Source organism: Barnesiella intestinihominis YIT 11860 (genome assembly GCF_000296465.1).
Lineage (GTDB): Bacteria > Bacteroidota > Bacteroidia > Bacteroidales > Barnesiellaceae > Barnesiella > Barnesiella intestinihominis.
The window spans coordinates 219,826-241,133 of the sequence record NZ_JH815205.1 but is presented as its reverse complement, the minus strand read 5'-3'; the positions used below and the strand labels follow the sequence as shown (position 1 = coordinate 241,133).

Sequence of the window (21,308 nt, the reverse complement as noted above, 5' to 3'; positions counted from 1 at the left end):
AGAAATTAAAATTTTACGTTTATACCGGCCATGATTGTAGCTTTGGGCATGGGGTATCCGGCATTTATTTCGTATCGTTGTGCCAAGAGGTTTTCTCCACGTGCCCAAATGTCGAACCATTCGGTGACTTTGAATGACCCGTTGATGTTCCATAGTACGAAATCTTCGGTTTGGACATGGTCTACGTCTGTGTAAAGATTGGCTACATATTGGAGACCGGTGGAGACAGTCCAGCGATTTTTGGAGAACATGGCTCCGGCGTAGAACTTATGTTCGGGTGCGCCGAGTACCGGATTGTCCATGTGCAGATAGCTGTAATTGGTTTCGATCGACCAATGGGGGTGAATACGGTAAGCAGCTTCCGCTTCGACTCCGGTGTTGTCTATTTTTCCGGTGTTCATGTTCAAGGGTGTCGCTCCCGCACGAGGCACAGCGACGATCAGATTTTTCCCGTCGATATAAAAAACATTGATACCATACGACAACCTTCCGTCGAGTAAACGTTGGGCGAAGGCCAGTTCGTAATTCCACATGGACTCTGGGCGAAGGTCGGGATTTTTGGGCGGGAACATATACATTTCCCGTATGGTAGGATAGCGAAATCCTTTGCCTGCACTTGCTTTCAATTCGATGGAGCCGGGTAAATGGAACGATAATCCCGCTTGTGGAATCCATTCCGTACCGATATGCGAATGGTGGTCGATACGGATACCGGCATCGAGGGTGAGCCAATGGCTGATGTCTTGCCGAAAATCGATATAACCGGCTATTTCATGCTGTACTTTGTCGACGATGTGTTCACGTTCTCCATTTCGTTCACCTTCGACGTAACGGTTTTGTGCTTTGCCACCGAAGCGGTAGTAGTCAACTCCGGCAGTCAGGCGGTTGCCGGTAAAAAGCTGTGCGCTTTGATACCACGATATGCCCATCATGTCGTCGTGCGAGTCGAACCGGTATGGTTTGGGACTATTCTTGTCGTCGGGGTTGGCGGTATAACCGTCGTTGATCCAATGGTCTCCCCAGTTGTAGAAAAAGCTCACAGCTCCCGATGTGCGTTCGTAGCGGTTTTCTACGGCAACCGAGGTCATACCACGGGTGATACTTTGGTCTGCGTCGATCATCGGGTCGGTTACCTCACCCGGTTGCGAAGCGTTGAAGTGGGTGACATTTACGTCGCCGCGAATATTCCAATAGGGAGAAAATTCATAACCCAGTTTGGCATATCCCCCGTATTGCTCGAACCCCATATTTCGGCGATGTCCGTCGGTTCGGTTGTACGAACCGCTTATCAGGCTGGTAAATCCGCCTTTTCGAATGCGGTTCGTGACTTCGCTCTGTAAAGTGTTGAACGAACCGTATCCTAAGTTGATGTTGGTTTTTACTCCCTCTTCATGTAATTGGCGGGTAACGATGTTGATAACGCCACCCATAGCGTTCGAGCCGTACAATACCGAGGCTGGTCCGCGCAAGACTTCCACTCGTTCGGCCATTAGCGATTGGTAAGCATCGGCGATAGGGTGTCCCATTAATCCCATGTATTGGGGGTGTCCGTCAATGAGAACCATCAAGCGACCCGATCCGCTGCCTATTCCCCGTAACGACATGCCACCGGCCGCACCTCCCGATACACCGTAACCCATGATACCTCTGGCTGTGATGAATAGTCCGGGTACTTGTTGGGTAAGTATAGGGAGAATCGACGGTTGCATGCTCTGCTCGATTTGTTTACGGTCTATGACGGAAATCGTCATAGGCAGATGACGAATATCGGTCTCATTGCGAGTTCCGGTAACGACCACTTCATGGATTTGTATCGCGTCGATCAGTTTTCCATTAGAGGCTTTCGTTATATTTGGCAACGAGTCTGTTTGAGCCGATGCCGTTATTTCTCCTAATGCAAAAAATAAAAGTAAAAGTTTTGTCTTCATGCGTTTATATATTCTTCATCGTGTTCATGAAATCGTCTATCTCTGCGAGACAATCTTCCGGAGTTTCCAAATTTTTACAACGACTCTCCAACGGACACCAGCCGGTTCGGGTACGGTTGATAATGTATTCTGTCTCGATTTTGTATTCGGGTTCTATGCCGTGAGATTGAAATAAGGAGAGTGCCGGCCGACTGATGACACCGGCGAACACTTCTTTTACGCCTCCCAAGATCATCAAGGCCGCTGCGGCCTTTCCTATGACTTTGTCGGCAATGAATGATCCGTTGAGAAAATCCGGTTCTTCTTTCAATAATCGGTAAATATCTTTTACGCCTCGTTCGTGAAACAAGCGTATTTCGTGATTATTGCAAATAATGCAGGAACATTGTTCGGCAAAGAGCCGATTGATGATTTCTTGTTTTTTTTCGGTAGTCATTTTTATTACTGTGTTTAGAACCCGAACCGTTGAGCTGCCTGATGCATGGACTCTATGATTTTAACTCCGAACGGGCAACGGACTTCGCATGCGCCGCATTCGACACATTCCGAGGCATGGTGTGTGAGTGCCTTGTAGTGTTCTCGCACGGTTTCGGGTATTTCTCCTTGTGCAACAGTTAAGTTATAAAATTTGTTCACGGCGGCAATATCTATTTTTGAAGTACAAGGTGCGCAATGACCGCAATACATGCAATGACCCTTCCACGAGAATTTCTCCAAGCCGGTCATTACGGCGGTATAGTCGCGTTCTTGTGGAGTGGCATGGCTCCAAGCGACTGCCTCGGCGATTTCTTCCCTATTTTTGCAGCCTACCATGACGGCTGCCACACCCGGACGCGTCAGTGCATATTCGATGGCCTGCACGGGTGTCATGGCCCGGCCGAAGGGAGAATTTTCTTTATCCAATAAGTCGCCTCCGCCATAAACTTTCATTACGTCGATACCCACGCCTTCCCTTTCGCACAAAGTATAGAATTGTTCCCGAACCGGGTCTATATTCTGCAAAGCGTTGGTATAACTTTCTTCTGCCCACAGCGTGTCGACATCTTCGTTGGGAGGTAGCAGGTCGTAACAGGGATTGATGGAAAATAAAACGACATCTATCAGCCCCGTTTTGACCGCCATGCTCGCCACGGTCGGATTGTGGCTGCTCATGCCGATGGCCCGTATCTTTCCCTCGGCTTTCAACCGTTGCGCAATTTCGATGGTTTCATGATCGAATACGGTGTGAAAGTCTTTTTCGGCATCCACGTAATGTATCATACCGATGTCGAGATAATCGGTGCGCAGTTGTTTCAAAAGCGCTTCGAAAGAGGCTATGGTCTTTTGTGGGTTGCGAGTACGCAGGTATTGGTCGTTTTCCCATGTGGTACATAGGTGACCTTGTATGACGAAATTTTCTCGTCTTCCCTCTAAGGCAAATCCGATATGGCTCCTAAGGACGGGATTCGAAGAATAGATGTCCACGAAATTGATTCCGTTTTCTATGGCGAAATCGAAATCGGCCTTGACCTCTTCGGCGGTTTTGTGCATGAACCCTTCGCAACCAAGAGCGATGGTACTTACCCGGATTCCGGTTCTTCCTAATGTTCTATATTCCATAACGAGGCTTTAAAATTCTCTTCCTTGTTTCAGGTCTTCGACAAACTTGTCGATGCGTTGCATTTCTTCCGGGATATGAATGTTTTGCGGACAATGGTGCACGCATTGGTTGCACCCGATACAATGGTTGGCTTGGCGTAGTTTGGGAACACTTCGGTCATACCCGACAAGAAACGCCCGGCGGGCTTTGCTATAATTGGCATCTCGGGACGATGAAGGCATGTTTCCCTCGTTTATACATTTGTTGAAATGCAGCAGAATACCCGGAATATCCAGTCCGTAAGGACAAGGCATGCAATATTTGCAATCGTTGCACGGTATGGTCGGGTAACGCAATAATTGTTGTGCTGTCTCTTCCAGAAATTCTTTGTCGGCGTCGCTCAGTGGGTCGAGCGGACAAAACGTGCGCAGATTATCTTGCAGGTGTTCCATATAAGTCATACCGCTCAGTACGGTCAATACACCGGGAAAAGAGCCGGCAAAACGGAATGCCCATGATGCCACGCTCGATTCCGGTTTCCTCTGTTTCAGTTTGGCGGCTATGTGGTCGTGTACATTCGACAGGCGGCCGCCTAATAACGGTTCCATGATAATGGCGGGTATTCCCCGTTTCGATAATTCTCCATAGAGATATTCGGCGTTGGTGTTCCGTTCGTTTACTTCTTTGGCATGCTTCCAATCGACATAATTGAGTTGTATCTGTACGAAGTCCCATTTGAATTCATCGTGGCGGGAAAGAAGATAGTCGAATACCTTGATGTCTCCGTGGTAAGAAAATCCGAGGTTTCGTATTCGTCCGGCTTGTCGTTCGGTGAGGAGGAAATCGAGGACCCCGTTGTCGATGTAACGGGCGTTGAACTCTTGTAATCCGTTCCCCATGCCTACGCCATGCAGCAACAAATAGTCTATGTAGTTTACTTGTAGTTCTTTGAACGAATTGTGATACATGGCTATCGAAGCCTCCCGGCTCCAAGTCGAGGGCGCGAAATTCGATAGTTTCGTGGCGATGAAATATTTGTCTCTCGGATAGCGGCTGAGGGCGATTCCGGTAGCCCGTTCCGAGCGGCCTTTGCAATAGGCGGGAGATGTATCGAAATAATTTACTCCGTGGGCAATGGCGACATCGACCAGCTTATTGACAGTTTCTTGGTCTATATCGTCGCTGCTGTCTCTGGCGCTGTTGTTCGAGACGGTCGGCCAGCGCATGCAGCCGTAACCCAGTAGAGATACTCGGTCTTGGGTCGATGGGTTTATCCGGTAGGTCATCTGGTCGGTGGGAATATCGGTTGTCGCCGTGTATGCCGATTCTTGTTTGTTTTTGCAGCCGGGAAGAAGGGTTGCCGATGTGACGGCAGCCGCACCACCCAATACTTTCAGGAAATCCCTTCTGTCTAAATTCTTTTTATGTTCGTTTTTCATTGCTTTTCGTTTTGGAGATTAGATGATACGATGGTGTTCGTGACCTTCTACATAGATCGCGCTGAACGGACGTGCCGGACACAGGTTTTCGCAAGTACCGCAACCGATACAGCGTTCCGTATTGATAACCGGGATCATTATGGTCTTGTCCTGTTCGCTGTTTTCGCGACCTCCTCTATGGCGGTGACGGCCGTGGAACGGAACCATTTGTATAGCTCCGACAGGACAATGTCGAGCACAATTCCCGCAATCTACTCCATCGGTAAGCGGGATGCAGTTCTTTTTCACCCACACGGCGTGGCCTATCTGTATGCTCGATTTTTCGGCAACGGTGATGGGGCGTATGGCCCCTGTCGGGCACACCTCCGAACACTTGGTACATTCGGGACGGCAATATCCGCGTTCGTACGACATTTCGGGTTGCATGAAAGTCATCAGATTACCCGATGGCCGCAAGACTTGATTGGGACAAGCCGATATGCACAACTGGCATGCCGTACAATGCTGGGCTATGTTCGATGCGCTTAGCGAACCCGGCGGGGTAATGGGTGTGATTCGGTTGGGAATTTTTTTATCTTCGATGACCGCGAGACCTCCGTCTACTTTTTTCTCCTGAGCTTTCAATAAGGCAGTACCGGCCAACAATCCGGCGAACGAGAGGAACTCTCGTCTGGGATTTTCCTTTTTGTCTTCATGTGCTGGTTCGACAGATTCCGAAATAGTCTTTCTTCGGGGAATGTATCGTATAGCTCCCTGCCTGCACTTTTCGATACAATCCATGCAAGCCACGCAACGGCTGTAATCGATGATGTGGTTTTTGGCATCGATGCACGAGGCTTTGCAGTTGCGGGCACACGATTGGCAACCGTTACATTTTGTCGTGTCGATAACGGGGCGGAAAAGAGAGAATCGGGACAATAGCCCCAGAACAGTACCCACCGGGCAAATCGTGTTGCAATAGGTGCGTCCGTTTTTCCATGCTAATATAATTAACGAGACGAATGTGACGAGGGCAATGATAAAAGTGGGTATGCTTTTCAGCCACACGTCGGTGGAATAGAACGCATAACTGTCGATACGCTCGGCAAAGTAAGCGAGTAAATTGTTTCCCCATTGATAGAGTGGAGCGAACAGATTGGATGCGATTCGTCCGTATGCGCTGTATGGAGCGATAAGGGCCGCAATAGCAGTGAATCCGGCAAGCAGGGCGACGATGAACAAGGCCAACATGCTGTAACGCAGCCATGAGATAGCCGGTGAATAACGGAATTGGTTCTTTTTTCGTTTACCCGATATCCACGAAACGATATCTTGGAATACACCGAGCGGACAGATTACCGAGCAGTAGACACGTCCGAACAATAAAGTGAGGATAACGAGGAATGCGACGACACCTACGTTCAAAGCCAATACGGCCGGGAGGAACTGTATTTTAGCGAGCCACCCGAACCACAGATGCAGAGTCCCCGTGAAATCGAGGAATAATAAGGTGATTAGCGTGAAACAGATAGTCGCTGCGACTATCCTGATTTTTCTTAACATAAAGGTTCGTTTTTAGCTGTTAAATGATATATTTCGATAAATCTGTTGGGCATAGTACAGAAAATCGCTACGAAAATACACAAAGATTTTTTAATTTTTTTTGCTCATAATCAATAAAAAAGAGTTTTTTATATTCTTTTTTTCCTTCTCGATTTTCCATTTGCAATGGAAGAAATAAGACGATATGATTCGAAAAGTAACGGCCTATGGTGTAAATGTCGATTTTATAGGCATTCTTTTTTCCGAGCTTAGATCACCTTCATTTCAGAATACAAAGATAAATGGGAATATTAGTGATATATGTAGATAAATTACGGATAGTTGTACCAATTTTACAGATACATAGCAACTCCTTTCCCTTTGCGAACATGCTCCTTTATATTGCTAATGCAGAGTCCCCCGTAATACTACGGGACACGGCAAGGAGAGAAGGGATAATACCTTCGATAACGGGAACAGAGTGATGCATATCCCTCTCCCCCCTGCTGTGCCCCGCAGCATTGCGGGGTGCACATAGCGATAGGGGGAGTGCCCGGAGGGCGAGGGGGTTGAAATAGAAAAATATAACCCACTCCTTCTGCTCATCGCAAATGAGATAGAGAGTTACTTTTAACACCTCCCCTGCCGTGCTCCGCAATGCTGCGGGGCACGGCAGGGGAGGTGTCTGCAAGACGGAGGGGTTGAAAGAAAATTTGGATTGTCATTTTAACCCTTTCCCTCTGCTCACGTTTAGCGCGATAGGGGTGTGTCACGTGGTGAGGAAATATAGGGGGATAAGTATTTGAGTTTGGGTTACAGGCTGCTGGCGAATATCCCGACAGTAGCCATCGATTCCAATTCCAACAAATACTTTTTGGCTGTGAGCCCGCCTCCGTAACCGGTGAGAGACCGGTCGCTACCGATCACTCTATGGCAGGGAACGAAAATGGAGATGGCGTTTGCTCCGTTGGCATTCGCTACGGCGCGAACGGCGTTCGGTATGTCCAGTCGTTTAGCCATTTCACCATAAGAAAGAGTTTGTCCATAAGGGATTTCCAATAATTTGTGCCATACTTTTTTCTGGAAATCCGTACCAGTGAATAGTATGGGAATATCGAACGTTGTCCGCTCTCTTTTGAAATACTCGTCTAATTGTCGGGCGGCTTCTTGAATGATATCCGATTTCCCTTCTTTATAGTCCGCATTCAACAGGTTTTGTAATCTTTTGTCCACTCTGCCCTGATGTTTTTCTATCACCCAGTTGCAAAGGCAAAGTCGGTCTTCGTATGAACCGAGTATTAAATCCCCGCAAGGAGAGGGATAGTGTTGTGTTAGAATCACATGTTTTGTATTCATGATCGTTTCTTTTTAGTCGTTGCGTAATCTTTCATTCCTTCGATGGCTCCACCGGCTACCGCCCACAGGTATAGGCTGGCCACACTGCTGTAAGGCGAATAACGTCGGCGATATTTTTCAAACAGTTTACGGGTTATGTCGCGATGGTGATATACCATTCGTAGTCCTCTTTGAATGGCGAGGTCGCTATAACTTAGAATATCCGGTCGTTGCATGGAAAATAACATGAGCATTTCGGCACTCCATGTGCCTATCCCGTCGAGTTTTGACAAGCATTCGATGACCTCTTCGTCGGTCTTGTCGTAAAGCCCGTGAATGTCGAACTCTCCGTTCAATATCTTTGTGGCTGCGCGTTTAATGTAGGTCACTTTTTTGAATGAGATGCCAAAGCGTTGCAATTCTTCATCGGTCAGGCTTATGACTCTTTGGGGTGTAATTTCTCCTAATGAAGATTGTATCCGCTGCCAAATAGTCTCATGAGCCTTTGTTGAAATTTGCTGCCCTACGATGGAATGTACCAATGCTGCAAAAAGGTTCGGAATGACTCTCCTTTTTACCCAGCCTACCTTGTCTATGATTTCAGACAGGCGTTTGTCCCTCTGTTTCAAGTAAGAGAGTTCTTTTTCTCCGTATTGAAAATATTCTGTCATATCTGTTATTTTGTTGTCAAATAACGGTTGGAGTCTTCGGGGGCCTCTTGGCGGTCGTCTTTTGTATATTGGCGAATGACTTCGGCTACGGAAATTTTGTATTTTTCGAATAGCGAGTCATGCCCTTTCTTTTGGCAGTTACGATGGTTCATCTTATTACGCCAATTGGAGGCTGCTTCTTCGTTTTCCCAAAAAGAGAGGCTGAGTAGTTTCCCCTCTTCGTTCAGACTTAGAAATCGTTCTACGCTGATGAATCCGGGCATATTTGTCAATTCGGATTTTAACATAGCTCCGAGTTGCAAGTAGGTTTCCTTATATTCTTTTTTAGGTGTTACTTCGAACAGTACAGCGACTTTCGAAGACGTTGTTAGGGGCGCATTTTCTTTTGCTTTCATCTTGTTATCGATTTGAGGGTTTTATGTTAGGTAAAAATCCGGCGATGATACCCAATAGAGGTAACAATGTACTGACTTTGAAAATAAATTCTATACTCGTTTCATCAGCAAGCCAGCCGAAGAATGCGGAACCGATTCCTCCTAGTCCGAACATAAGTCCGAAGAAAATACCTGAGATCATTCCTACTTTATCCGGCTTTAAATCGGTAGCATAAACCAGTATGGCAGAAAAGGCCGATGCGATGATGAAACCGATGATAACGGCTATGACGAGCGTCCAAAACAGATTGAGGTACGGTAGTACGAGTGTGAAGGGGGCTGCACCGAGGATAGAAAAGAGAATGACGTATTTTCGTCCGTACCGGTCGCCGAGGAACCCTCCGAGCAAAGTCCCTATGGCCAGTGCCGCAAGAAAAGCGAATAGGCAAAGTTGCGATTGTTGTACCGTGATGCCGAATTTTTCGATTAAAAAGAAGGTGAAATAACTCGTCATGCATGAGATAAAAAAGTATTTCGAGAATAGCATGATTACCAGAATAATCAGAGCATTGCGGATTGCTTTCTTACTCAAATTACAACTTGTCGTTTGTTGAGCTCGATGCGACATTCCGGTTTGGGAAAGCGTCAGCTTGTACCAATATCCTACCCGTACCAGTATGGCAGAGGCGAGCAATGCTGCGATTGAAAACCACCCGACGGCATGTTGCCCGTAAGGAATAATAATCAATGCGGCGAGTAATGGTCCGATGGCGCTTCCTCCGTTTCCGCCGACTTGAAAAATAGACTGGGCCAGACTTTTCCTGCCCCCCGATGCTATTTGTGCCACTCGGGATGCTTCGGGGTGGAATACCGAAGAACCGCAACCGATAATCGCGACAGCGAGGAGAATCAAGAAAAAGTTCGAGGCGAAAGCGAGCAGCAATAACCCCGTTAGGGTAAAACACATGCCTGCGGATAATGAATAGGGCTGAGGCCGGCGGTCGGCATATTGTCCTACAAAAGGTTGGAAAACGGAAGAGGTAAGTTGGAATACCAGTGTGATGATGCCTATTTGTGCGAAGGTAAACCCGAAATTATCTTTCAAGACAGGATACATGGCGGGGATAACCGATTGAATCATATCGTTCAATAGGTGGCAAAAACCCATGGCGAACAATATCGTATAGGCTGTACCTTTTTGGACATGGGGATGCCCTTTGAGTTTAATTAAAATGCTCTTCATCGGATTCCTTTTCTATGTTTACGTCCTTCCATAATAGTTTGGCCGCTCGCATGGCCGACTCTATATTTCCTGTTTCGATGTGGTGCAACAGCCTTTCGTGCAGCGGTTGCGATTTCATAAGATAAGTGGTGTCCTCATAAATGTAGTCGTATCCGGAGGTAAGGTGAACCGTCATGCTGTGGTAAAGCTCGGACAATATCTCGTTATGCGTAGCTCGGGCTATCGAGCTATGAAAATTTATGTCGGCGGCGATACACCGTCCGACGTCGCCCGATTTTGCGGCTTCTCCTCTTTCTTGGATATATCGTTTCATATTTTCCAGATCGATCTTTGTTCTCCTTTGTGCGGCCAGTCGGGCAATGGGAGCCTCGATGATGTCCCGTACCTCCCGCAGTTCCTGTATGTCTGCTCGTTTCAATCGTTGGTGGAATGGTTCATTGGTTTCTGTAACGCTTTCCACGAAAGTACCCCGTCCCTGTTGTACACTCAAGTATCCCATGTTTACAAGCATTTTGATGGCTTCTCGTACAGTGGAGCGCCCTACGCCGAACAGCTTCATTAGCTCCGGTTCGGTAGGTAGCTTTTCTCCCTTGGTCAATTTCCCGTCGTTTATTTGTTCCCTGATTAGGGAGGAGACTTCCTCTGCGAGCGATTTCTTTTGAATGGTTGTATTTATATCCATAATAAGTCTTATGATAATATCATCTGATGAATTTTTTGCGTTGGCGAACATACTTATTTTTTAGAAAACAAGAAAATAAAAAGTAAAATTTAACTCGGTTTTTCGATGTGTCGGTTCTCAAACTACTCCTTTTTGCGAGGGAAAAAATAATATTGATAACTCCTTATCTGCCGTTTCCCGTAGCATCATGGGGTTGGGTAGAATAGATATGGAAGGGGTCGCAGGGGGAGGTATTGAGGTCTTTAAAGTCAAAAGAAATATCATATACGTGTCGTTAGCGGTGGTATGGTTTGGGAAAGAGACTGTTTATCCTATACACTATTCGGCTGGATTTGCCGTTTAATATATGTATAATAGCAAAACGAGTATCATGGAAAAACGACAGGAAGAGAGTTTGGTATGGCTCGATTGGGCCAAAGAATTACAGTTTATCGCACAAGCGGGTTTGACCTATTCAAAAGATCCGTTCGATTTGGAGCGGTTTCAACGAATACGCGAAATTTCGGCGGAGATAGTGAGTCGGCAGACCGGATTGTCTTTTGAACGAGTGACGGATCTTTTTTGTGGCGAGACCGGATTCCAGACTCCCAAACTCGATACGAGGGCTGCTATTTTTCAAGACGGAAAAATCCTGTTGGTCGAGGAGAGGGACGGTACGTGGTCGTTGCCCGGAGGGTGGGTCGATGTGAACCAAACCGTCAAAACCAATACCGAGAAAGAGGTGCTCGAAGAAGCTGGGCTCGAAGTCGAGGCTGTCCGTCTGCTTGCTTTGCAAGATCGCAATCTCCATAACCGTCCGCCCTATGCCTATAACGTATATAAAGCCTTTGTCTTGTGCGAAATCAAAGGCGGCTCGTTCCGTCCCAATATAGAAACACAGGGTAGTGCCTATTTCGCTTTGGACGAACTGCCGCCACTCTCTGAGGACAAAGTTACTCGCGAGCAAATCGTCCTCTGCTTCGAAGCCGTGCAAGCTGATGATTGGGTAGTCCCTTTTGATTGATTAGAATAACGGTTGGAATCCGTTTCCCGAGACTTCTCTTTTTAGGGTCTTTCTGTGACACTTCGTTCTATATTTGTTTGATAACAAAACACCCCATAAGGCTACGGGAACGGCAGGGAAGAGGATTAAGGTATCTATACCGATTAAAAGAAGTAATGCATGCATTCTTTTATTATCCTTTTCATAAAAGAAAAGGGCAGTAAAAATTATCGTTAAGAACGATATTTTTTCTACCTTTGCACCCGGACGGGGTCATACAGCCTCACGTATTCGATGATAAGAAACATACAAACTGCATTTTATTTTTTCTTGAATAATGTATTGACAAAACTCGAATTTTTTCATCAGTGGGGAATGGCTAATTCCGATTAATCAATTACGCAGTCGATACATTTTATTAAATCTATTTTTTAATTCATAATTTATAACGAATGAACAAATTCAATTTGTCCATAGCGATGTTATATGCGTCGCTATGTGTGAAAGGTGTATGTGCGCAGGAACATGTTAGACAGGTCGTTACTATGGAGGAGATGTTCTCGTTGGCCGATCGTAACAGCAAATCGCTACGGCCTTCCGTCACAGCTATTGATGAGGCCCGTGAAGCAGTGAGGGTCGCTAAGAACGACAAGTTGCCCGATATAAGGGCATCGCTTTCGTTCAGTTATCTGGGTGACGGTACGTTGATGGAGCGTGATTTCACCCAAATGGAACGGGCTCCCATTCCCCATTTGGGGAATAATTTCGCTTTGGAAGTTTCACAAGTGATTTATTCTGGTGGGGCCGTTTCCAACGGTATACAGATAGCCCGATTACAAGAGGAGAGTGCTCGGCTCGACTGGGAGAAGGACCGGAATAAAGTGAGGTTTCTGCTTGCCGGATACTATTTCGATCTGTTTAAACATCGGAATATATTGAAGGTTTACGAACAAAATATTGAGCAGACCAAGCAGTTATTGAAGGATATCAAGGCGAAGCAGGGCGAGGGGCTAGCGTTGAAGAACGACATTACCCGATACGAGTTGCTGTTGTCCGATTTGGAATTTACGGTCGTACAAATCAGAAATACGTTGGGAATACTCAATCGGAATTTGGTTACGAATCTGGGAATGGACGAAAATGTGTGGATAGATCCCGATACGACTATTCTTTCCCGGGCGCTTCCTATGGGCGATGAAGCTTATTGGAGGGAGAAGGTCGTCGAAAACTCACCGGAGTTGAGGCTGTTGGAATTGGCTGTGAAGATGAATGAGCGTCAGGATAAAATCGTGAAGTCAGAACGTTTACCCCAAATAGCTCTTGTGGCAGGAAATCACTTTGACGGTCCTATCACTATCGAAGTTCCGCCCATCGACAAGAACTTCAACTATTGGTATGTGGGAGTTGGGGTGAAATATAATCTTGCCTCGTTGTATAAGACAAATAAGTCGGTTAGCCGCAGTAAATTGACTATTCGCCGTACGAAAGAACATTATGACGATGTTTGCGAACAGACCGAATTGGCTGTGCAGGCGGCTTATACACGCTATGTCGAGGCTTATGAACAGCTCGATACCCGTCGAAAGAATGTGGAACTTGCCGGTCAGAATTATGCCGTGATTCAGAATCGTTACAAGAACGAATTGTCGCTTATTACCGATATGCTCGATGCAAGTAATGCCAAGTTATCGGCCGAGGTACAGTTGGCAAATGCCCAAATCGATATTGCTTTCAATTATTATAAACTTCTTTATTTAACCGGAACATTATAAATTGTTTACAGTCATGAATAAGAGAACTCGAAAAATAGTTTTTAACCTTGTTGTCATCATTTTGTTGATGATTGGGTTCGTGTGGGTATGCTCGCGATTCGTCCACTTAGGGCAAGTAGAATATACCGATAATGCGCAGGTACGGCAGCAGATCGTGCCGGTCAATAGTCGGGTGCAGGGTTTCATACAAAAGATATATTTCGATGAGTATGAGTTTGTCCATAAAGGCGATACTTTGTTACTTATCGAGGATACGGAATTCCGTTTGCGGGTGGCTCAGGCCGAGGCCGATTATCAAAATGCCTTAGCCGGTCGGAGTGCGATGGGAACGGCGGTTTCGACAGCACACAATAATTTGGCAGTTTCCGATGCCGGTATTGACGAGGTAGAAGTGTTGTTGAAAAATGCCGAGAAAGATTATGTGCGCTATAAAAAATTGCTCTCCGAGGAGGCGGTTACTCCACAACAGTATGACGGCGTGAAGACCAATTACGAGGCGTTGAAGGCGAAGTATGAAATGTTGGTTCGCCAAAAACGTTCCGTTGTTTTGGTGAAAGAGGAACAAACCCAGAGGTTGAATCAAAACGAGGCAGCTGTCGCCGTGGCTTCGGCTGCTTTGGATTTGGCGAAATTGAATCTTTCTTATACGGTGGTATTGGCTCCCTGTGATGGTGTGACTTCTCGTAAGACCATACAGGAAGGACAGCTTATACAACCGGGGCAGACGTTGTTATCGATAGTCGATGAAAAAGAAAAATGGGTAATCGCTAACTACAAGGAGACTCAGACCACCCGTATTGTCGAAGGCATGAGGGTCGATATGAAAATCGATGCCATTCCCGATGTGGTTTATAAGGGGTGTGTTCAAGCCATATCCAAAGCTACGGGAGCGCAGTTCGCTGTTGTCCCGCAAGACAATTCAGCTGGTAATTTCGTGAAAGTGGAGCAGCGGGTTCCGGTCAAAATTGTTTTCTCTGCCGATAATACCCCGGAGGATATGAATCGGTTACGGGCCGGATTGAATGTGGAGTGCGAGGTAAACTACCAGGACTATGACGCCGCTCGATGATTTAATGCGCAAGATTCCCGCTTTCAAAGAGTGGGTTCCTATGTGGGCTCGGGTAGGGATATTCTTGTTTTGTATTATGGTATTTCAGTGTTCGGGGGGAATCTATTTGGTTTCGGTGAACGAGATGATGGGAGCCACCTCGCTGATGCAGGAAGATATTCTCATGGCCGGGTATGCTTCATTCATAGGGTTAACGATGGCTTTTCCCGTTTTGTTTCGATTGAAATTCCGATTCCCTACGCGGACGATCTTGCCTGCCGTGGCGATCGGACTTATCGTTTGTAATCTCGTGACCATGCAGACTCGCAATCTACCGTTATTGGCTGTGACCTGTTTTATCGCGGGATTCTTACGAATGTGGGGTACGTTCGAGTGTTTCTCGTCCATACAGTTACGCATAACTCCTACTCGCGATTTCGCTGTCTTTTTCCCTGTTATTTATTTATCTATTTTCGGTTATATTCAGTTATCGGGGTTGACTGCGACTTATCTCACCTACTTTTACAGTTGGCGGTATATGCACTATCTGGCTGTGGGGTTGTTGCTTGCGGTTATTCTTCTTTCCCATCTGTTCTTGCGCCCGTTCTATTTACGTCCGCCATTACCTCTTTACGGCATAGATTGGGTGGGGCTTGTGCTTTGGAGTGTAGTTTTGTTACTAACAGCTTTTACATTTAATTATGGTGACTATTACGATTGGTTCGATTCTCCCTATATTCGACTGGCGTTGGTTTGTGCCTTCTTCTTTCTGACTCTCAACTTGTATCGTATGGGGCATATCCGGCATCCATATGTGGAGGCGGAGACTTTCAAGTACAAGCATTTCTTTACGGTGATGTTCTTATTTTTTGCCTTGAACTTCCTGACAGCTGTATCGACTGTATTGCAGGGTGTTTATACCGGGGGAATACTTCATTACGATACATTGAATAATGTCTCTTTGAATTTCCCTTCTCTGTTGGGTGTCGGTTTGGGGGCTTTGGCCTCGTGGTTGGTCTTGGCTCGGCTCCGAACGGGTTATAAGATGGCGACATTTATCGGGTTTGTTTTGGTGGTGTCGTATCTGATTATAATGTATTTTTTGATTTCACCCGACACGAACATCGAGAAGCTCTACCTGCCCGTCGTTTTGAGAAATATGGGTAATACGATGATTTATATTGTATTGACTACCTATCTTTCTCAGATAATTCCCTTCCGCCATTTCTTTCAGTCTCTTTGCGCCGTTGGGTTCGTGAGGGAGGGAATCGGAGGCCCGATAGCTACGGCGGTGGTTTCCCGGTTGTTCAAAATCACCGTGCAGTCCAATTATTATACATTAGGCGGAGTGTTGGATTCGTTGAATCCGGTTACGGTACGATTGCCATTCTCTATATATTTCGGTGAATTGCAACGACAGGTGATATTGGTGTCGGTTAAAGAGGTATTTGGTTATGCCGTTCTTGCCGGTATTTTACTGCTGATTTTCATTCTTTTCGCTCGTTATACGAAAGTTGTCCATCGCATCAAAGTTTTTCGGGTTCCGGTCGTCGGTCGTCTGTTTGCGATGGGCTTTTCCAAAGAGGGAAGGAAAGAAGATACGATTCGTTGACAGGAATGTCACCGATGGATTATCGTACGTTTTCCAAGCGACAAGTATTGGTGGAGTAGGTTCAGTCCCGAGTATAACAGTTTCGGTATTCCGATGGTGAAATTTTGAGTCGCTTTTGTACATAACGGCTGAAATAAGAAACGGACGAGAAATTCATTCGCTCGGAAATTGCCGTCAGGGATAGTTCCTTTTGACGAAGTAGGCGAGTGATTTCCTGAATGGTAAAGCGGTCTATCCAATAAGTAGCCGGGCGCCCGCTTACTTTTCGACACAGCTCCGACAAATAATGCGGGGTGATACAGAGGAGGGAAGCATAAAAGTCGAGTTCCCTGTTCCGTATGTATTCGCCGTTGTACAGTAATTCGATGAATTTACGTAATTGCGAGGCTGTATGTTCCGACAGTTGCGATACGTTACGGCTACGGGCATGGATATCGTAAAGGTCGAGAATATGTGCGGTCAGTAGACTACCGAGCAATTCTTCATAAAACGAGTGCCCTTTTTCGGTCATGCGCATACGAAGGACTCGCAAGGCAGCTTCACATATCCGAAAGTCGTGGGGAGAAAGTTTCATAACGGGATTTTGTAAAAGCGATAGATGTCCTATAATGCCGTAATTGCTACGGATAGCGATAGAGGCGACAAAGGTTTCCGAAAGGCTCATTAAAATACCTTGAAAATCGTCGGATATTGAAAACTCAGAACCGAGTTCTCCATTAGGCAGAATGACATAATCGCCCACTGCAATATTGTAGCGTGTGTCTTGAAAGGTAAATCCCATATTGCCGCCGCAGCAAAGGGTATGAACAATATGCCCCGCATAACGCAAGTTATTGAAATCTTGCAAGGTGTCGGCAAAAACAATTCCGTCGAAGTCCGTCTGTTCCATAACCGTTTTTCTTTTGTCTCAAAAATAACCGAAAACCACGAATAGTGAAAATTTATCCTCGATTTTTATAACAATAGAGCGATGAGTGTGCGGTAACTTTGCAACAGGCAATCAAACCAGAAAGATATGAAAGATGTAAGACTGAACAACGGGGTGATGATGCCGGCCATAGGTTTCGGCGTTTTCCAAATCCCTGAGAATGAAACAGAACGGGTTGTAACCGATGCAATAGAAGTCGGTTACCGTCTGATAGACACGGCGTCCGCTTATTTTAACGAGGAACAGGTGGGGAGCGCCATTCGTCGAAGCGGCATAAAACGCGAAGAGTTTTTCATTACCACCAAATTGTGGGTACAGGATTATGAGTATGACGATGCCCTGCGAGCATTCGATCTCTCAATGAAGAAACTGGGTCTCGATTACCTCGACCTGTATCTGATGCATAAACCCTATGGGAATTATTATGCGGCATGGCGGGCAATGGAACGGTTGTATAAAGAGGGCCGTATTCGCGCTATTGGTGTGACGAGCTTTTCTGACGAACGATTGCAAGATCTTTTTCTGCACAATGAGGTAAGACCTGCTGTGAATCAGTTGGAAACTCACCCGTTTTTTCAGCAACAAGCCGCCAATACGTTTCTGCAACAGGAGGGCATCCAACATGAAGCATGGGCTCCTTTCGCCGAAGGGCAGAACGACATTTTCAATCACCCGGTGCTGAAAGAAATCGCTGCACGGCACGGTAAAGGCGTGGGGGCGGTCGTGCTTCGCTGGCTCAACCAGCGCAACATCGTGGTTATACCCAAGACCGTGCGCAAGGAACGAATGATAGAGAATTTGAATATCTTCGATTTTATTCTTACAGATGAGGAAATGAAAGCTATCGCGGGATTGGACACGAGAAAGAGTCCAATTTATGACGATATGGATTTGCCGACTGTAAGAGCAATAGGAACTCATAAAATACATGACTGAAATGAAGACAATTAAATTGAACAACGGTGTCGAGATGCCGGTGTTGGGTTATGGTGTATTCCTTGTTAATTCGGAGGAATGCGAACGTTGCGCTCTGGATGCCATTGAAGTAGGTTATCGATTAATCGATACAGCACAGGCCTATTATAATGAGGACGGTGTAGGACGGGCTATCGAGAAGTGTGGTGTACCTCGCAACGAATTGTTTATTACGACCAAAGTGTGGATTTCCAATGCAGGAGAGGAGAAGGCCTTCCGAAGTATCGGTGAGTCGCTTCGAAAATTGAAAACCGATTATATAGATTTGTTACTCATACATCAGCCTTTCGGAGACTATTACGGGACGTACCGAGCTATGGAACGAGCGTACCGAGACGGTATGGTGCGTGCTATCGGTTTGAGTAATTTCTATGATGCCCGATTCGTAGATTTGGTGGAGAATGTGGAAGTGAAACCTTCTGTGTTACAGTTAGAAACGCACGTCTTTTCCCAACAGAAGAGGATGCGAGAATTAATCAACGACTACGGGATGCATTTGATGGCATGGGGCCCTTTGGCACAGGGGTCGGACAGACTTTTTACAGATGAGACTTTGAAGGCTATCGGTACGAAATATGGTAAAACCAATGCACAGGTGGCTTTGAAGTTTCTAACGAGCGAGGGCATTGTCGCTATTCCTAAATCTATTCATAAGGATCGTATGGCGAGCAATTTCAATATAGCCGATTTTGAACTGACAGAAGAGGATAAGGAGACCATTCGAAGAATGGATACCGGTAAACTTAAAGTTGATTTCAATGATCCAGATATGGCAAGGTATTTATTGGAATATGACAAAAAGTTTAATCCAAACAGCTGATAGACGTTGTTGTGGTATGGGTATATAGCCCGACCTCTTTCACAGAAAAAGCGGGAAAAGGGAAAAATCCATTTCCCTTTTCCCGCTTTTTATCGGATAGGCCTCGGAGAGAGAATTAAGATTGGATCGTTTTCTTCAAATCTTATTTCTTTGTAATGTATTATAAAGCGTCGATAATACGAATCGCATTCAACGCATTTGGAAATCCTATGTAGGGAAGGCATTGTATCATCGCTGCGATTTGGGTGGCTTTGTCGTTTCCAGCCTTGATATTGCCCTTGCTGTGCGAATGTATTTGAGATTCAGCTCCGATAGCTGCTAATACACAAAGAGAAAGTAGCTCCCTTGTTTTGATGTCGAGTCCAGAACGGGTATAGAAATCACCGAAACCTACTTCGGTGAGAAACCGAGGGAGACTTTCATTCATTTCGTCGGGTAAGTTACTAAATGTTCGGGCTATTTCGTCGCCGTATAGAGGGTATTGTATTTCTTTCCCTTTTTCGTATCGGTTGTCTTCATTCACCGTTCCTTGTGCTTCCAAAGGTAAAGGGATTCCTTTTTCTTGAAAGACTTCATTAATTGTCGAAATGGCATTCAATGTTTTGGGGAATCCGATAAATGGGGCGCATTGATAGATGGCTTCGCGCAATTCTATCGGAGATACTCCTACGTTGAGTGCCGCTGCTGCATGGGATTTCAACTGGGGGAGTGTTTGCATGGAGGCTAAGGTGACACACGTAATCATCTCGCGGGTTTTGTGGTCGAGAGAACCGGTTTCGAATACTTCGCCGAAAATGAATTTTTGAAGTATATCCATCAACTCGGGGTCGCTTCCTTTCCCTGAGAGAGCTTCACCACCGAACAATCGGGTATAATTTTGTTTACATGTTTCTATTCTGTCCATCGTCGTATCTTTTTTATCGTTTTTAGCTTCGACACCAAATGTTAAGCTTAAAGATATTCCTATTATCAGAACTATTTTTTGTTTCATAACATAATCATTTAATTAATTAAGGCGTTTTAGTGTTTGCAACCATTTAACTACGTCTTGACGATTGTCGTTTACATAACTGTCTCTGATTGCCAGACCTTCTAAGAAAGATGCATCGGGGCATAATTTCTTCATGTCGGAAATAGAATGCCCGAATCGGCCTCCTCCATGAGTCATGAAAGGAACGATGGTTTTTCCCGAGAAATCGTGTCTTTCCAAGAATGTAGCTACCGGTGGCGCTATGGTGCTCCACCAGTTGGGCGAGCCGACGAATATTATGTCGTATTTATCGAAATCTTGTACATCGTTTTTCAGCGCAGGGCGATGGTTGGTATTTATCTCTTTTTTAGCTTGATTCACGACTGAATGGTAGTCGGTGGGATAGGCTTCTTGGGGTTGTATTTCGAACAAGTCGGCTCTGGTCGGTCGGGTAATTTGTTCTGCAACGGTGCGGGTATTACCGCTGTGTGAGAAATAGACGACAAGTATTTTCTCGCCGATCTCCTTTTTCTGAGCGGGAGTGGATAGGCATGTGAGCAACATCATGATTAATATTATTTTGTTCGTCATAATTATTTGATTGTTTATTAAGAAGCTGTTTTAAATTTATAGAGAAATAATATTATCATTTCAAGCAGGTATGTTCCGGCCATGTTGAGCCCCTGTCTCGCATCTTGAATCCCTTGATTTTTGTCAATAGCCCGCTATTGACTGCATATCTCGAACTCCAATCTGCTTCAACATAGGCTCAATCTGTCTCGGAATAAATTTAAAACATCTTCTAAATTTTTTCCCCGATTTCATAGGCTTCTTTCAAAACGGGTTTTCCTTCTATTTCTCCGACTTTCCATACCCCGGTTCCATAGATAATCCCTTTTTCACGAGCTCCTTCGAGACAGTCGAGAAATCCTCGGAATCCGTCAATCGTGCGTTCCATAGCCGGGATACTCGGTTCGGCGGCCGTTACGATGAAATAAAAATTTTTGTTTGTGATTTCTGTGTAACGGGCGCAACAACGGTCGATGAGGGTTTTCATCTGTGCACTCATCGTATAGAAATAGACGGGCGTTGCCATGACTATGACATCGGCGGCAATCATTTTTTCGAGCACTTCGGCGGCATCGTCTTTTTGCGGACAAGGCTTGCCGTACATGCTACATATACCGCAACCTGTGCAGTAGTTTATGTGTTTGTCTTTTAGAAATATTTTTTCGACCGTGTGCCCGGCATCTTTACAGCCTTGTAGGAAAGCATCGCATAGGCGGTCGGAGTTGCCGCCTCGCCGCGGGCTTGAAGAAAGTATCAGTACATTTTTGTTCATGTTTCTTTACCATTAGATTCGTGAGACAAAATTAGAAGGGAAATCGTAAGGGCTTTGTATATAGATTACAGATAGATATACCATTTT

Annotated in this window: 20 protein-coding genes; 6 read left to right on the top strand and 14 right to left on the bottom strand. The window is 45.7% G+C overall.

Annotation, left to right across the window (positions count from 1 at the left end):
- Nucleotides 1-5: 5 nt before the first annotated feature.
- The 10 genes from HMPREF9448_RS09965 to HMPREF9448_RS09920 form a co-directional block, all read right to left on the bottom strand.
- On the bottom strand, nucleotides 6-1,928 hold the full coding sequence (locus tag HMPREF9448_RS09965; RefSeq protein ID WP_008862442.1) for a TonB-dependent receptor: 1,923 nt from the start codon (nucleotides 1,926-1,928) through the stop codon (nucleotides 6-8).
- Between the two features lie 4 nt (nucleotides 1,929-1,932).
- Nucleotides 1,933-2,364, bottom strand: a complete 432-nt coding sequence (locus HMPREF9448_RS09960; RefSeq protein ID WP_008862441.1) for a DUF1893 domain-containing protein — start codon at nucleotides 2,362-2,364, stop codon at nucleotides 1,933-1,935.
- A gap of 14 nt (nucleotides 2,365-2,378) precedes the next feature.
- Nucleotides 2,379-3,527 carry an aldo/keto reductase gene (locus HMPREF9448_RS09955; protein ID WP_008862440.1) on the bottom strand — a complete coding sequence of 383 codons (1,149 nt, stop codon included), beginning with the start codon at nucleotides 3,525-3,527 and terminating at the stop codon, nucleotides 2,379-2,381.
- 9 nt (nucleotides 3,528-3,536) lie between these two features.
- A complete protein-coding gene (locus tag HMPREF9448_RS09950; RefSeq protein WP_008862439.1) occupies nucleotides 3,537-4,946 on the bottom strand; it encodes an aldo/keto reductase in 1,410 nt (469 codons plus the stop codon).
- 18 nt (nucleotides 4,947-4,964) lie between these two features.
- Nucleotides 4,965-6,488 (bottom strand): 4Fe-4S binding protein, encoded by a 1,524-nt coding sequence (locus tag HMPREF9448_RS09945; protein ID WP_008862438.1) that lies wholly within the window; start codon nucleotides 6,486-6,488, stop codon nucleotides 4,965-4,967.
- Between the two features lie 792 nt (nucleotides 6,489-7,280).
- A complete protein-coding gene (locus tag HMPREF9448_RS09940; RefSeq protein WP_157260379.1) occupies nucleotides 7,281-7,826 on the bottom strand; it encodes a methylated-DNA--[protein]-cysteine S-methyltransferase in 546 nt (181 codons plus the stop codon).
- Entirely contained in the window at nucleotides 7,820-8,473 is a 654-nt protein-coding gene (locus tag HMPREF9448_RS09935; RefSeq protein WP_008862436.1) for a DNA-3-methyladenine glycosylase family protein, read from the bottom strand. The genes HMPREF9448_RS09940 and HMPREF9448_RS09935 overlap by 7 nt, the downstream gene beginning before the upstream one ends.
- Before the next feature lie 5 nt (nucleotides 8,474-8,478).
- Nucleotides 8,479-8,868 carry an antibiotic biosynthesis monooxygenase family protein gene (locus HMPREF9448_RS09930; protein WP_008862435.1) on the bottom strand — a complete coding sequence of 130 codons (390 nt, stop codon included), beginning with the start codon at nucleotides 8,866-8,868 and terminating at the stop codon, nucleotides 8,479-8,481.
- A 4-nt stretch (nucleotides 8,869-8,872) separates the two neighbouring features.
- Entirely contained in the window at nucleotides 8,873-10,090 is a 1,218-nt protein-coding gene (locus HMPREF9448_RS09925; protein ID WP_008862434.1) for an MFS transporter, read from the bottom strand.
- Nucleotides 10,071-10,772 (bottom strand): FadR/GntR family transcriptional regulator, encoded by a 702-nt coding sequence (locus tag HMPREF9448_RS09920; RefSeq protein ID WP_040296219.1) that lies wholly within the window; start codon nucleotides 10,770-10,772, stop codon nucleotides 10,071-10,073. Before HMPREF9448_RS09920 ends, HMPREF9448_RS09925 begins: the two co-directional genes overlap by 20 nt.
- A gap of 370 nt (nucleotides 10,773-11,142) precedes the next feature.
- On the opposite strand from HMPREF9448_RS09920, the gene HMPREF9448_RS09915 reads away from it, so the two are divergent.
- The 4 genes from HMPREF9448_RS09915 to HMPREF9448_RS09900 all read left to right on the top strand — a co-directional run bounded on the left by HMPREF9448_RS09915 (nucleotide 11,143) and on the right by HMPREF9448_RS09900 (nucleotide 16,186).
- Nucleotides 11,143-11,775 carry an NUDIX hydrolase N-terminal domain-containing protein gene (locus HMPREF9448_RS09915; RefSeq protein WP_008862432.1) on the top strand — a complete coding sequence of 211 codons (633 nt, stop codon included), beginning with the start codon at nucleotides 11,143-11,145 and terminating at the stop codon, nucleotides 11,773-11,775.
- A gap of 431 nt (nucleotides 11,776-12,206) precedes the next feature.
- Complete coding sequence (locus HMPREF9448_RS09910) at nucleotides 12,207-13,526, top strand: TolC family protein (RefSeq protein WP_008862430.1); 1,320 nt, start codon at nucleotides 12,207-12,209, stop codon at nucleotides 13,524-13,526.
- Between the two features lie 13 nt (nucleotides 13,527-13,539).
- The gene (locus HMPREF9448_RS09905; RefSeq protein ID WP_008862429.1) at nucleotides 13,540-14,595 is read left to right on the top strand and encodes an HlyD family secretion protein; all 1,056 of its coding nucleotides are present in this window, start codon (nucleotides 13,540-13,542) and stop codon (nucleotides 14,593-14,595) included.
- Nucleotides 14,579-16,186 (top strand): efflux MFS transporter permease, encoded by a 1,608-nt coding sequence (locus HMPREF9448_RS09900; RefSeq protein WP_008862428.1) that lies wholly within the window; start codon nucleotides 14,579-14,581, stop codon nucleotides 16,184-16,186. Before HMPREF9448_RS09905 ends, HMPREF9448_RS09900 begins: the two co-directional genes overlap by 17 nt.
- Before the next feature lie 61 nt (nucleotides 16,187-16,247).
- Here the strand turns inward: HMPREF9448_RS09900 and HMPREF9448_RS09895 are convergent, their stop codons facing one another.
- Nucleotides 16,248-17,075, bottom strand: coding sequence for a helix-turn-helix domain-containing protein (locus HMPREF9448_RS09895; protein WP_008862427.1), 828 nt, complete (start codon nucleotides 17,073-17,075; stop codon nucleotides 16,248-16,250).
- Nucleotides 17,076-17,201: 126 nt separating this feature from the next.
- Here HMPREF9448_RS09895 and HMPREF9448_RS09890 point away from each other — a divergent pair, with 126 nt between their 5' ends.
- Nucleotides 17,202-18,050, top strand: a complete 849-nt coding sequence (locus HMPREF9448_RS09890) for an aldo/keto reductase (RefSeq protein WP_008862426.1) — start codon at nucleotides 17,202-17,204, stop codon at nucleotides 18,048-18,050.
- A 1-nt stretch (nucleotide 18,051) separates the two neighbouring features.
- Nucleotides 18,052-18,909 (top strand): aldo/keto reductase, encoded by an 858-nt coding sequence (locus tag HMPREF9448_RS09885; protein ID WP_008862425.1) that lies wholly within the window; start codon nucleotides 18,052-18,054, stop codon nucleotides 18,907-18,909.
- Nucleotides 18,910-19,069: 160 nt separating this feature from the next.
- Here the strand turns inward: HMPREF9448_RS09885 and HMPREF9448_RS09880 are convergent, their stop codons facing one another.
- The 3 genes from HMPREF9448_RS09880 to HMPREF9448_RS09870 all read right to left on the bottom strand — a co-directional run bounded on the left by HMPREF9448_RS09880 (nucleotide 19,070) and on the right by HMPREF9448_RS09870 (nucleotide 21,221).
- Nucleotides 19,070-19,900 (bottom strand): carboxymuconolactone decarboxylase family protein, encoded by an 831-nt coding sequence (locus HMPREF9448_RS09880; RefSeq protein WP_008862424.1) that lies wholly within the window; start codon nucleotides 19,898-19,900, stop codon nucleotides 19,070-19,072.
- A gap of 15 nt (nucleotides 19,901-19,915) precedes the next feature.
- Entirely contained in the window at nucleotides 19,916-20,470 is a 555-nt protein-coding gene (locus HMPREF9448_RS09875) for a flavodoxin (RefSeq protein WP_008862423.1), read from the bottom strand.
- A gap of 211 nt (nucleotides 20,471-20,681) precedes the next feature.
- Nucleotides 20,682-21,221, bottom strand: a complete 540-nt coding sequence (locus tag HMPREF9448_RS09870) for a flavodoxin family protein (RefSeq protein ID WP_008862422.1) — start codon at nucleotides 21,219-21,221, stop codon at nucleotides 20,682-20,684.
- Nucleotides 21,222-21,308 lie beyond the last annotated feature (87 nt).

Bases quoted from the DNA above. Each gene is read 5' to 3' on its own strand.
- HMPREF9448_RS09910 (WP_008862430.1), top strand. From the start codon at position 12,207: ATGAACAAATTCAATTTGTCCATAGCGATGTTATATGCGTCGCTATGT.
- HMPREF9448_RS09955 (WP_008862440.1), bottom strand. From the start codon at position 3,527: ATGGAATATAGAACATTAGGAAGAACCGGAATCCGGGTAAGTACCATC.
- HMPREF9448_RS09905 (WP_008862429.1), top strand. From the start codon at position 13,540: ATGAATAAGAGAACTCGAAAAATAGTTTTTAACCTTGTTGTCATCATT.
- HMPREF9448_RS09915 (WP_008862432.1), top strand. From the start codon at position 11,143: ATGGAAAAACGACAGGAAGAGAGTTTGGTATGGCTCGATTGGGCCAAA.
- HMPREF9448_RS09950 (WP_008862439.1), bottom strand. From the start codon at position 4,946: ATGAAAAACGAACATAAAAAGAATTTAGACAGAAGGGATTTCCTGAAA.
- HMPREF9448_RS09885 (WP_008862425.1), top strand. From the start codon at position 18,052: ATGAAGACAATTAAATTGAACAACGGTGTCGAGATGCCGGTGTTGGGT.
- HMPREF9448_RS09890 (WP_008862426.1), top strand. From the start codon at position 17,202: ATGAAAGATGTAAGACTGAACAACGGGGTGATGATGCCGGCCATAGGT.
- HMPREF9448_RS09945 (WP_008862438.1), bottom strand. From the start codon at position 6,488: ATGTTAAGAAAAATCAGGATAGTCGCAGCGACTATCTGTTTCACGCTA.
- HMPREF9448_RS09935 (WP_008862436.1), bottom strand. From the start codon at position 8,473: ATGACAGAATATTTTCAATACGGAGAAAAAGAACTCTCTTACTTGAAA.
- HMPREF9448_RS09930 (WP_008862435.1), bottom strand. From the start codon at position 8,868: ATGAAAGCAAAAGAAAATGCGCCCCTAACAACGTCTTCGAAAGTCGCT.
- HMPREF9448_RS09920 (WP_040296219.1), bottom strand. From the start codon at position 10,772: ATGGATATAAATACAACCATTCAAAAGAAATCGCTCGCAGAGGAAGTC.
- HMPREF9448_RS09965 (WP_008862442.1), bottom strand. From the start codon at position 1,928: ATGAAGACAAAACTTTTACTTTTATTTTTTGCATTAGGAGAAATAACG.
- HMPREF9448_RS09925 (WP_008862434.1), bottom strand. From the start codon at position 10,090: ATGAAGAGCATTTTAATTAAACTCAAAGGGCATCCCCATGTCCAAAAA.
- HMPREF9448_RS09900 (WP_008862428.1), top strand. From the start codon at position 14,579: ATGACGCCGCTCGATGATTTAATGCGCAAGATTCCCGCTTTCAAAGAG.
- HMPREF9448_RS09960 (WP_008862441.1), bottom strand. From the start codon at position 2,364: ATGACTACCGAAAAAAAACAAGAAATCATCAATCGGCTCTTTGCCGAA.
- HMPREF9448_RS09875 (WP_008862423.1), bottom strand. From the start codon at position 20,470: ATGACGAACAAAATAATATTAATCATGATGTTGCTCACATGCCTATCC.
- HMPREF9448_RS09870 (WP_008862422.1), bottom strand. From the start codon at position 21,221: ATGAACAAAAATGTACTGATACTTTCTTCAAGCCCGCGGCGAGGCGGC.
- HMPREF9448_RS09895 (WP_008862427.1), bottom strand. From the start codon at position 17,075: ATGGAACAGACGGACTTCGACGGAATTGTTTTTGCCGACACCTTGCAA.
- HMPREF9448_RS09880 (WP_008862424.1), bottom strand. From the start codon at position 19,900: ATGAAACAAAAAATAGTTCTGATAATAGGAATATCTTTAAGCTTAACA.